Raw genomic sequence first — 12,342 nt, 5'->3', positions numbered from 1 at the left:
AAATTACATACAATTTCAATTGCAAAAAGCACTCCTCATACAGTTTTTTTCACTTCCCTAGAGCATATTTACCCTGTTTTATAACATAATAAAATTTGAGCTGTAAAACATATAGAATTATCAATGTGCTTATGTAAAATGTTTACAACTAGGTATTTTAATTACATAATTAGGCAATGATAACTATTAGTAATATAACCGACTTAAATATACTCAATATAATCAGTCAGTTAGCTTCCGATGTTACAAGTGATAGTATCACCCCTTCGTCTGCTCAACTTGCCTGTGAAGTTAATGACTATATAACTACTCATGAGTTAAAAAACATTGATGTTATTAATTTACAACTTAAAACAACTAAGACACTTTATAAAAAAAAATTCATATCCATACTTGAATATAGGAAATATCAACAATACTGTAAACTTACTCAACTAAAAGACAGTATAGATCAATTTACATTATATTTTTCTTCAAACAATAAAGATTCCAAAAGCCTAGAGTTAGCCATTTCAGAATTAAAGAAGACATGTCAGTCAGATTTGATTCTTGAATTACCTTATGATTACATCAAAAAAATAGACAACCTCCTAAACATTATTGATAATGCAATTCAAAGATCTAGCTCTTTAAATAAAACTCTTCTAAAACAGTTTAATAAACTAAAAAATATTCTTTCAAAATATATTGCCTACAACTCAGTAATACAAAAACAAGAATTTGTAATAAATATAAAACCTATTAATGAAAGTTTTGAAGTTCAAAACATTAACTTCATATCTACAAATAACAAACAATACTTTAAACAAAATTCTCTTACACTCAAAAACTCACATATTAAAAATCTAAAAATATGTGAAAATATCTATGGAATAAGTGGAGACTTAACTTTTAATTTAGCATATATAAATAATCATAAGGATTTTGATTTTCTATTGATCCCAAATCAGCCCATATTGATAGATATTCAAATTAATGATAGTTTCAATTTCTATAAGAAAGACTCTAAGAAAGAACATCACACTAGATCAAGTCGATTTGTTGTCGTGGGATTTAACTCAAACAATGTGGATATCAATGAAGATTTTGAGTATAGCATTTACTCTTACTCTAAAAACATTTCTTCAGGTGTAAAGGAATTTAAAATAAAATTTCATGATCCTTTGAAAGCATTTTGGTCAAAACACAAGCCTTCTTATATCGATATCAATAAAAGTTTGGATGATATTTTTAAAGATAACTTTTTCTTTAATAGTTTATTCTCTCTAGATACAAACAAAAGTGATAGCTTAAAAAACCGTATACCTCAGGTATTCATTTCAACAGTGAATAGAAGTTTTTATGATTTTTTTATTGATCAACTTGAGCAGAATAAAAGCTACTTAAAATATTTCTGTGACAAGAAAAGTGGTAAGGTAACATACTATGTTGTCGATGAAGTAGATAACTCCTTACAAAATAATATTTCAAACTCTGATGAGAACTTAAAAACTAAATTATCTCCTTATGATATAAGCTGCTTTAAAAAACAATCTCTAATAGCTAATAAACCGAATCTCTATATTAAAGAAAATGACATCTCTCCTGATATAACTATCAATAACAAAAGAAAAGAAGAACGAAAAACTTCTAATGCCTCAGCAAAAGCTTTCTCATCAATATATAAAGATAATTTCCAAGCCGTACAATACCTACAAAATAGTAACAATGAAAATAAAGAAGTTAGCTCTTCAGAGTTTCAAATATTATTAACCTCAAAAAACACCCTTCCATTTATGGATAGTGAGATTAGTTTATCCAAGCTAGAAAATGATAATAGTTTTCTTTTAGGAACGACAGCTATAAAAAATTTACTTATATATGAAAGAAAATTATCATTTTCAAGAAGTAAATATACCACTAGAGAGTTATACAAGAATCTAGATAGGTTACATTACAAAACTGATTCTGAATCAGATGTATATGAGAAAATAGCTTTTACAAAAATTCTTAATCGAACTCACGATAATTTAGTGACATATAGAATTAAAAGCTATAGTAATATAGCTCCCGAGTATCCTAACTATGAAACATTTGATAGATTTTATATTAACGGCAAAATAACAATCGGAGAAAACGTTAATAACGATTCAAAAAAAGCTTATAAATTCTTTAAAAACTATAAACCTGAAGAAAGCTCACTCTCAGAATTTCAAGAAAGTGGAGAAAAAGGAAGCTCCATTATACAAAATAGCAAGACCAGTATTTTTTATGCAGTAGAAATCGCTAAAGAGATATTGCCTGATAAATCCTCTGAAAAGCCAATTATATACCTACCTATGAAGGTAAACATAAATTCTGCTAACAACCAATTTATGCCTCTTAGAAATGATGATATTATCTTAATTGAGGTTCAATCACTTGAAAGTGCTGAAATAATCCAACTAATCTCAAATTCAGCAATTTCAACAGAAAAAGCACAGCAACAGCTTTTACAAAGGCAACTTCTTGGTGCTAAAGAAAACTGTGAAATGGCATATACACAAACAAGTGATGGCGAGACATTCTCACTAACTCAACTAAATGAAGCTTGTGAGAATTCTTTTTTAATAAACAATAAAAAAGGGATCTTTCTTAGATACAAATCAAAAGGGAATTAAAATATGACTTTTATAAAAAATCATCAAATATTAATAATTTCTCTAGCAATAATAGTAATTATATTGTCAGTTATGGGTATTTTTTTTATAAGAAGATGGCTAAAAGCATCAAAATCTTCTAATAGAAAACCTATTTCAAAAATTGTAAAACGGGCAAAATCAGTTATTAAAACAAATAAGATAAAAAATAACTTGGGCGAGCTATATATATTCTATGGAGACTATTTAGCAGCAAAAGATTATATAATGAAAATAAAGCCTGATGCTCAAATCATTGATAATGATGAATTACCCCTAATAGTTATTGATAAAAATAACTCTTCATTACTATTCGCAAACGATGATCTTTCAAGCTTATATAAGTTAAAAAGTAAATTAAACTTGCAATTTTATAAGCTTAATTTTTGTATTGATATCTCTAATACTCACGAAAATAACAATATAAACGAAATTTATAAAGAACTATCAAAACTAAGATTAAAAAACTTTATTATATCTTTCTATACATCATCTGAACATTACCAAAGCTATAATAATGCTATTGGTAAGAAGTCAATATTCAAATTAACTTCAAATGAAAATTCAAATAATGTTGATGAAGCTATACTCTTAAAAATCCTTAGCCATAAAGATGATGTTGATGATAAATATCATAATATTAAAATATTAAATCAAATAAGAAAAACGTTAAAAAACATCTACCCTCAGTTAAAATCAATTGACAAGGATGTATTTATTAACTTTAGTCTAAATATACCAGATAACATAATAGCTAAAAGAGATACAATCTTTTTTAGTAGTTCTCCCAAAGGTATTATCATTAATTTAATATCTCTACTATTTAGCTGTATATTTATTATTAATATTTTTCAACAGATTGGATTGAAAGATAAGATCTCTATAAAAAACTTAGATCCTTCATCTGAAATTAATGCTCATCAAATTTTAAAAGAGGCTAGAAAAAAAATTGATGATACTTTGCTTCTTGATATTTTGTATCCAAAATCAATAAAATATCATTTTATTTACGAGCAATATGCTAATGCTCTACTAAAGAATGTAATTTTACCAAAGTATAATGACTCCTATGACTTATCAATGGTCACATCATTCTTAATATTTTTTGAATATTTAAATAATAAAGATGTAAATCAAGAAACTGACGGTATGCTTAGAATAATAAGCAGCTTTACAAACCTCTCCGAAAAGCAGCTAGAGGTTGTAATCAAGTATACAAATCGCGATTTGAAAGTTGAAACAGTTAAAACTGCTATTGGTAGAGCTAATAAGTTATATACAAATCGCCTGTTAGTTGTAGGAGAAGATTCTGAGAGTTATTTAAGTACACAGGGCTTCAATGCTGAGTATCTAGGAATATCAAATACTAAAAGAGCGAAATTCATCAATGATATATATATAAAATACCTGTATAAATGTACCATCGACAACTCCATACTAGACTTAAAAAATAATTACATAATACCAATTGAAGTAAATAACATTTTCTCAATGTATCAAGAACAATTTGACACATCATCAAAAAAATTATGTAATTCATCATATATAAGCTCAGTCACCAAAAGTGTTTCTCTAATATTTAATCAAGAAGAAACTGAAAGAAAATTTGAAAGCTTTAGTGATATGCTAGATCACATTTATTATTTAGTAAAATCTTTAGAAAAAAATGCTAATGACGTTACCGATGAAGGCAAAGAGCAAACAGGATCGATAACCGTTTCTCTAGTAAATTATGTTCTAAATAGTGTCGTCAATTCTACATATAACAAAGATGAACTTCCATTAATAAATCCTGTAAGTAAGAAACTGTATATGGAATTTGCACCTAATTTCTACAGTAAAAAAATATTAATATCGCCTATTTATTCAAAAGAATATATTAAAGATAACATAGAGCCTATCAACAAAAAATTCGATAGACTTCTTAATAATCTTAAAAGTAACTTTAACATAGAGCCTGACTTTATGATTGCTATTTATAAGAGCTCTATAAACAATTACAATGCAAAATATATAAATTCTTATAATAGAATGATAGATCGACTCAACAATGATATTGAATTTAGTAAAAACATCTCGAATAAAAATGCTCTAAATCTTTATTTGCTAGCTATGTCATCGAAAGACTCTTCTTTCAATAGTTTAATAGAGTTCTATAGCTCAAATACAGATTTAGTAAGCGATGAATCTGAAACAAATCCAACTAAAAAAATCAATAAGCTTCAACAATTCTATGGAAAAATAGTTAAATTAAGCAAACAAAATGATTCTAAAGAACAGAATGATGTTTCACTTTGGACACCTGTAGATAATTATTTTAAAGAGAATGACGAATACCTTAAATCAAAAAATTATATTGACTATAGAGAAGTCTATAAACAATTAAACAATTTAATAAGAGAGCAAGGTTATTCAGCTACTTATAAAGAAATTAAGCAGGGATATAAACCTCTACAAAAAGTTTATTCTGACCTTTCAGAAATAAATAATCCAAACAACAATAACTTGTATAAATTACTGAAAAAGCATATTGATGTTGCTATTGATACCATCAAAACAATTGCTATACAGGACGCTATTACTAAACTCGATAATACAGTTAATGTTGAGTATGAGTTTATAAATAGTCAATTCCCTTTTAATAAGGATAGTAATAATATAGCGACGAATGAAATGATAACCAAAGATTTTGATAGTAATGGTTATATATACTCAGCGTTTGTAGAGCAATTATCTCCATTACTATCTTATAATAAAACCGATGATAAGTGGTACAGTAATGATTTTACTACTTCTGAGCAGGTAGATTATCTAAATAAATACAACAAAGTCTACTTATTGAATAAATTATTATGGGATGAAAAGAGAAATCCTCAACCTATCAAATTTGAGATAACTCCTATACCAAATAAAGATAATGATTATACATTCTTTAGTATCATTCTAGATAAACAAAACTATGTTAACTCTTTGAATATAGCTTACTCAAATAGTATGGAAATTAGTTATAACTGGAACTCGCTTGAATCAACAACTATAACTATAAAATTTGAAGATGGCAGCACTGATCAAATAAGCTATCATGGTAAGTGGTCTATATTAAAAGCAATCAAAGATGCAAACTGTGATCAAAGTAATATATGCACATGGGAAGTTAAGCATAATGGTAAAACATATCCTGTAAGCTTTAAAATCGAATCAAAATTCTTACAAGTATTAGGTTGGCAGAAACAAGGAGATACTGATGTACAATAACTTATTTAAAAAGGTTTCATTGATACTAGTTATAGCTCTAGGCCTTAGTAGTTGTGCAAGTGATGGTCTGTATATCAACAACAATATACCTAAAACAAAAATAGTCCTAGAGTCAAAGCCTAACAAAAACACTTTCTACTCTGATAATTACCAATCAATTTCTCAAAGAATATATGATGATAATGTAAAAGTGTTAAATCTAAAAATTGGAGACAATGAGTTCCCACTTGATAAAGATAGTAAAGACTATGCTTTGTATTTCATATTGCCTGATAATAAAAGCATTGAAAATTGGAAATACATAATAAGCTCAGACTCTGTAAATGAATTTACTATTAAAAATGATAGCAGTATAGAAAAAGATTAAGGGGACACTGTTATGTCAAAAGCAGACCATATTTTCAACCTAGAAGAACAAGGGTTACTCATAGATATAAAAGATGAGTCAAAAGGCTGTACTACTAAATTAGAATCCTCAGGAAAAATCTCTCACAACGCAACAGACTCAATAGAGTCAACAGCTGAAAAACAAATTACCGAAAGTGTTAAAGATTCAAAAATTTCAATAACGGAAAAAGAAATATTATTAGCTACAAAAAAATCAAGTATCATGCTTAATGATAGCAAAATTGTGATAAAAATAGGCAATTCGACTATTGTGCTTGATGACTCAAGCATTTCTATAGAGTCTGCAACCATTAATGTAAAAAGCACTGCTAATACCAATATTCAAGCATCACAAAACATTGGGATAAAAGGTCTAAACACTAGTATCAAAGCTGATGTGAGCTTAAATACTGAAGGTGTGAATGTGAATATAAAAGGAAGTGCTACAGCAAGCATTAAAGGTTCTGCAGCAACAATGGTTGGATAACACTTATGGATAATTTGGATAATATCGTTAATAAAGGTTTTGAAACTTTATTTAAAAATATTGACTTATACTATGATCAAGAAAGATCTTTTAGAGTAAGTACAATTGAACAATCTATCGACAATATTATCAAATTTCAAGATAAGCATAATTATACAAAGTTTGATTTGTACAATCTTAGATATCTTATTGAAGATATTAGATATTCAACGAATCTTATATTGTCTGATACATCAAAAAGATTTTGTGAGCAGATATTAAAGGTTAGCGATAGTATTTTAGACTGTACTGATACTAAATTCTTTATAAGCCATTTCAAAGATTTAAAAAAATTACTTAATGACTATAAACTGGCAATCAATAAAGATATATTACATCGAATAGAAATTACAAAAGCCAAAGAAATTAACGAATTAGAGTCTATATTTTTGCATATTTTAAAAATTGATTGTTCATGGAATTATGATGATAATCTTATACGGCTATACATCAAAACCATACACAATCCTAACTCTGAAAATCTTATAGAAGAATATAAACAATATTTTCATATCCTCAAGAGTTTCGTAAAAGAGTATCAAAGTCTAAATAATTTTTTGCCATTGAGAAAAAATCCTATATTAAGCTTATTAAATTTAGCTTATGTAATCAAAAATGGTCTTTATAAAGCTGATGCTTTTTTGGCTACTGATCTTATACTTTTAAGAGCTTTTTATTCATCAACACAAGATACTAATAAGTTAAATATTATTAATGATAGAACAAAAATAGACATTATCAATACTTCATTAGTATCTCTACAAGAAAAGCAAGCTTCACAGAATTTAAAGAAAATTATCGACTTTATAGACTTACAAATTTTTAGTATATCCCAATATTTTAATGATTTTTCTTTAGAGGATATTTTTTTTCACAAAAGTACTGCGACAAGTACATCTAAAGCAGAATCGTTTGAACAACTCATACTAAATCTAAAAAACATCCCAAATATTATCTTTGATGAAGAAACCTTATACAAGATGATTAATCAAGAAAAAGATATTTACAAAAAACTATTCGTAGATGACTATCATAATAATCTTATTGAAAAAATTATAAATGAGTCTCCAGCAAATTTATTAAACAAAATATACAATAAATATTTTCAAGCTTTATTAGAGATAGCCACATCTATAAACCTTGCCTTATTTGATGAAAATTTAAAATTAATATACCCTTTTGTCGAATTTGAAAAACATCTAAAAAAAATTGCTATAGAAATAGCAAAAAAATCGGATTTCAATCCTGAAAAAATAAATATATCCATAAAAGAAATCCATAAAACATATCCACTACTGAAATCTAATTACTCTTTACTGAAAGATGCCGAACAACAAATAATCAAGGAAAAAAGAGGAATAGAAAAACTTAGTCTTTTTATTGATAAAAAAAACTTTTTAACATATAAACAAATTAAAATATCTATATCTAACAATAAAGGAATAAATATAGATAAACACCTTGTAAAAATAAATAAAAATATTGCTAGTACCAATTATAAAAGCGCACAAGCAAAAGCCAAGGAGTTAACTATCTTTCTTTTAAATCAAGCATGCTATGAATGCCCTACTCTCATCGGAGTACATGATTTACCTCCTTTTTCGAATAATTACTTATTAGCACTTAAAGAGATTACAGATAGTCCAATTATCGATAAATTAAAAAATAAGCAAGAAGCTTACTGGAGTGTGTAATGCTAGATATTATAAATGACTCACTAAAACGATTAGAAGCTATATCTAACAATGATGAAGATATTAAAGACTCAATCTCGAATCTAATATCAGAACTTAATAATATAAAAACATTACTAAATCCAACAAAGCTTAATCTGTCAAGTAGTGCCTCCACATTGATACCTTCGATGACTGCGCAAATTAAGTGTTCATTTAGTCTTGCACCAGGAATCTATTTAAGCACAAGGATAAAAACACTAGCAGGTAATTTACCAGCTTCAAATATTACTGATTCTAAACTTGGGGCTAATATACTTCCTTTTGCAGGATGTACCAACCCAGCAAATCCAACAATGAACCCTTTTGTTTTTCCTTGGGTTTGTATACCGAATCTTTCTCCTTTTATACCAACAAATCCAACCACTCTATTAGAAGGAGCACCAATAAATACTATGAATAGCAAAGCAATGTGTACTTTTGCACCTGGAGGCATTGTTAACTTCATAAGTAGTGGACAAATTAATGTAAAAACATCTTAAAAGGTACAAACATGAGTGAAATAAAAAATAATCTAAGTACAAATGATGCTGCTATTTTAAAGAAAACTTTTGATAAATTAAGTATCGATATAAAAGTTGACTTTGATAAAAGAATTTCTGACTATAGCAACAGCCTCTTATTCAAATATTATAGTAGTTTATATTATTTTCTCCCCAAATCGTGTTTATTAGAAATAAAAGATAAAGGTCATAATGGTTACTATATTCGTCCTCAAGAATATTTTTTTATTGAAGATAAGAGAACTAATAGATCTTTAACATATACAACTAGATCAGAAAGTCTTATCTTACCATTAAAAAATATAACTACAATCAAACAAAGCGATACTTTAATAAACGTATCTTTAGAGTTTGAGAATAATTTTGAATATGACTATATTACTATTTGGCTAGATCCTAGATTATGTGAAGAAGATCCATTTTTTGCAACGTATATTTTTAATCAAATATTAGTAAGTAATAGCTCTGTCAAAATTAAATTTTCTGATTATTCCTATACGACTAAAGATATAACAACAGAGCCTATTAACCTACAACTTAAACCTACAGAAAAGTTAGTGCTCAATATTCACTCCCCTAGTTTGATGTATGGATTCAATATAAGAATTAAAGATCTGTTTAAATATAAGCACAACAACTTAAAAAAAATAGATCTTAGCTTCAATATTAAAACCGATAATTTTAGTGAAGAAAAACTATCCTCACTGTTTAGAGCAAACTTAGTACCTATATTTAATAGTTTTGATGATTATTCAAGTGCTACATTTACTACATTGAACTTATCAGATAGTAAACTTAAACATCATCAAACAGACAATGCCCAAGCAATAGAAGTATTATCTATATATGAAAATAATAAACCCTGCTCTTTCGATGGTTTTCTTTTTTCGGGTCAAAATGAATATTACCTCAATAGAAATACTCAATCACTAAATTACAGCATCGTTTTTCCTGAACTTGATAATAAAATACTAGAAACAAAAATCCATACTTATACAACATGGACACAATTAGCTGAGGTTTCTGATCTTATTGAAATTAATTCAAATGCAATAACATCTATAAACTCAAGTATCTCTCCAATATTTATAAATAAAGCTATAGAAAACTACAACAGCAACTCTAGAGATATGTTTAATATGGTAGATATGATTATATCTAGGAATATGTACTCAAAAACAACATTTCTAGCTATAGCAAAACTTTTAAAGACTGATGATAATAATATATCATTACTATCAAGTCTATTGGATAAAGTAGAATTAGACTCGGTAATTAACGAACTAATTCTAACCACAAGCGATAGATATAACGAGAAATATAAATATTTCTTAGATTTTTTTATAGGTGTTATATGTAAGTTCATAAACCAAAATACCTTTAGCTTTATAAAAAAAATTGTTTTGAATAACTCTTGATAAAGGATATAAAAATGGCAGATTTTGTAGAAATAGAAATTATTCTAGACATTATAAAAAGTACAATAGAAATCACTAAAGAAAAGCATGTTGATAATGAACAAATTGCATACTATCGTAACAATATTAGAAAAAGTATATTTTTTCTTCAAGAAGAGCTATTAGAAAAATATAGTGAAACAATATGTAAATACATAACATTTCCAATAATTGCGTATGTCGATGAAAAATTAATGATTCTAAAAGAGGAATCAGGAAGTGGTATTTCTTGGGGATTATTACAATTAGAATACTACGATAGAAAAGATGGTGGCGAATATGTTTTTGAAATAATTGATAACCTACTATCAGATAATATTTATCCACAATTATGTTATCAAACAGTGTCACTAATTCTTAACAATGATTTTTATGGTAAATACTATGAAAATATTTATAACCATAATTTCCTTGCATATAAAAAAGAAGTTATTAAACATATAGATAGATCTGTAGTTGACTCAATTAGTTTTATTGATACGTCTAATAGTCCAACTCCTCCGAAAAGATATCACAAAATTGCGAAACTCTTATTAAGATTTGGTGTTCCTGTTACCCTATTCCTTGTAAGTTTATTAATTTTTTTAAGTTGGTAATACTAGGAGACTGCTGTGAGTAAATTAATATCAGTTTTAAATAACATAGACTTAGAGACCCAAGATAGAATAAATCTTATCAGTAATATGCAAATTCATGCAAAATATGAAAACGCAGAGTATGATCAATTTATAGAGAGAGTAGTTACTAATACTAATGACACAAAAAGCATAGATATATACAGTTTATTCCTTTGCTTAAATTCAGAAATATGTTTGACTTTAGATCAAATTAACAAAATTCCTGAGATTATTGAGAGTTATTTTTCAATTTTAGAAAGCAAATTTTATAATATTAGTCCCTCAGACTCTAAACAAAAAAATGAACTAGCGGAAAAAGGTATAAATAAGTTCTTAATTATAGTTGATGCTAACCTTAGTGAAATTAAAAATTTAGAAATTATATCTTCTGCCAACATAGATAATATTATAGACCTAATAAATAAACTGATAGACTTTTTTGATGATAATAATCTAATTTATGATTCTGATTTAAAAATACAACTTAGTAAAACATTAAATAAGCTCAAAAACACACTTACTCTTGAGGAACAAAAAAATCAGAATGATGAACAAGTACCTATTCAAACAACTGAAGAGGTAAAAACAAATAGTAAACAAGTCAAACCAGCTACAATGGCAAATACTAAAGGTTCTGAAAAGTGGCTGTCTCTAGTTGAGAAAATAGAAGTACTAAAAAGCCTAGTAGATAGTCAAAGAATATTTGAGACATCCATAGTTTATGATGATATCCAAAATTTATTAGCCAACTTTGATCCTAAAGAATATTTCCCTGAAGTTTTTTTTCCATTATACAAAAAGATCGCTCCAATCATTGGCGATATACATAAGAATATAGACTATTACTCATCTAGTATTCAATGGAGCGTAGCAAAAAAAATGTATGAAATTGACTATAACCAGTTTTTAGATAATCTTGAAAGAATGCCCGAAAATAATTTTCTCAATAACTCATCATCACTAGCTCAAGATCATTTTTATGAAACAAACTCTGAAGCAAAAAAGCAATATAGAGAAAATAATAAAATATTAGAAGATAGAGATGCCCATAAGTCGAATATAAATATAAAAACAAAGATTAAGAAAACTACGAACAATCCTCAAAATATTATGGATTCGGAGGATGATGTTGAAAATACTAATAATGACAATATTAGTGATGATGATTTAAATAAACTATTTAACTTTTAAAAGCATATAAATAATT

General features: G+C 27.0%; 9 protein-coding genes. All 9 read left to right on the top strand.

The window, feature by feature from the left end; all coding sequences use genetic code 11:
• The first annotated feature begins 176 nt into the window (after window positions 1-176).
• Genes FTPG_RS05320 through FTPG_RS05280 form a run of 9 tightly spaced genes read left to right on the top strand, consistent with a single transcriptional unit; the run spans window position 177 to window position 12,326 of the window.
• The gene (locus FTPG_RS05320; protein WP_004287399.1) at window positions 177-2,639 is read left to right on the top strand and encodes a hypothetical protein; all 2,463 of its coding nucleotides are present in this window, start codon (window positions 177-179) and stop codon (window positions 2,637-2,639) included.
• A 3-nt stretch (window positions 2,640-2,642) separates the two neighbouring features.
• Entirely contained in the window at window positions 2,643-5,912 is a 3,270-nt protein-coding gene (locus FTPG_RS05315; protein WP_004287398.1) for a hypothetical protein, read from the top strand.
• Window positions 5,902-6,279 carry a type VI secretion system lipoprotein IglE gene (gene iglE, locus FTPG_RS05310; RefSeq protein ID WP_004287397.1) on the top strand — a complete coding sequence of 126 codons (378 nt, stop codon included), beginning with the start codon at window positions 5,902-5,904 and terminating at the stop codon, window positions 6,277-6,279. The genes FTPG_RS05315 and iglE overlap by 11 nt, the downstream gene beginning before the upstream one ends.
• Before the next feature lie 12 nt (window positions 6,280-6,291).
• Window positions 6,292-6,786, top strand: coding sequence for a type VI secretion system tip protein TssI/VgrG (gene tssI / locus FTPG_RS05305; protein WP_004287396.1), 495 nt, complete (start codon window positions 6,292-6,294; stop codon window positions 6,784-6,786).
• Window positions 6,787-6,800: 14 nt separating this feature from the next.
• A complete protein-coding gene (locus tag FTPG_RS05300; protein WP_035722461.1) occupies window positions 6,801-8,519 on the top strand; it encodes a hypothetical protein in 1,719 nt (572 codons plus the stop codon).
• Window positions 8,519-9,040, top strand: a complete 522-nt coding sequence (gene iglG / locus FTPG_RS05295; protein WP_004287394.1) for a type VI secretion system PAAR-like protein IglG — start codon at window positions 8,519-8,521, stop codon at window positions 9,038-9,040. The genes FTPG_RS05300 and iglG overlap by 1 nt, the downstream gene beginning before the upstream one ends.
• A gap of 11 nt (window positions 9,041-9,051) precedes the next feature.
• On the top strand, window positions 9,052-10,479 hold the full coding sequence (gene iglH / locus FTPG_RS05290; RefSeq protein WP_004287393.1) for a type VI secretion system baseplate subunit TssF/IglH: 1,428 nt from the start codon (window positions 9,052-9,054) through the stop codon (window positions 10,477-10,479).
• Window positions 10,480-10,493: 14 nt separating this feature from the next.
• On the top strand, window positions 10,494-11,114 hold the full coding sequence (locus FTPG_RS05285) for a DotU family type IV/VI secretion system protein (protein ID WP_004287392.1): 621 nt from the start codon (window positions 10,494-10,496) through the stop codon (window positions 11,112-11,114).
• Window positions 11,115-11,129: 15 nt separating this feature from the next.
• Window positions 11,130-12,326 carry a type VI secretion system protein IglI family protein gene (locus FTPG_RS05280; protein WP_004287391.1) on the top strand — a complete coding sequence of 399 codons (1,197 nt, stop codon included), beginning with the start codon at window positions 11,130-11,132 and terminating at the stop codon, window positions 12,324-12,326.
• Window positions 12,327-12,342: the final 16 nt, after the last annotated feature.

This window comes from Francisella philomiragia subsp. philomiragia ATCC 25015, from assembly GCF_000156715.1.
Lineage (GTDB): Bacteria > Pseudomonadota > Gammaproteobacteria > Francisellales > Francisellaceae > Francisella > Francisella philomiragia.
The sequence above is the reverse complement of the archived record's forward strand: the minus strand, read 5'-3'. Positions and strand labels throughout refer to the sequence as shown.

Coding starts and splice junctions, on each gene's coding strand:
- iglE (WP_004287397.1), top strand. CDS start 5,902: ATGTACAATAACTTATTTAAAAAGGTTTCATTGATACTAGTTATAGCT.
- tssI (WP_004287396.1), top strand. CDS start 6,292: ATGTCAAAAGCAGACCATATTTTCAACCTAGAAGAACAAGGGTTACTC.
- iglH (WP_004287393.1), top strand. CDS start 9,052: ATGAGTGAAATAAAAAATAATCTAAGTACAAATGATGCTGCTATTTTA.
- iglG (WP_004287394.1), top strand. CDS start 8,519: ATGCTAGATATTATAAATGACTCACTAAAACGATTAGAAGCTATATCT.
- FTPG_RS05285 (WP_004287392.1), top strand. CDS start 10,494: ATGGCAGATTTTGTAGAAATAGAAATTATTCTAGACATTATAAAAAGT.
- FTPG_RS05315 (WP_004287398.1), top strand. CDS start 2,643: ATGACTTTTATAAAAAATCATCAAATATTAATAATTTCTCTAGCAATA.
- FTPG_RS05320 (WP_004287399.1), top strand. CDS start 177: ATGATAACTATTAGTAATATAACCGACTTAAATATACTCAATATAATC.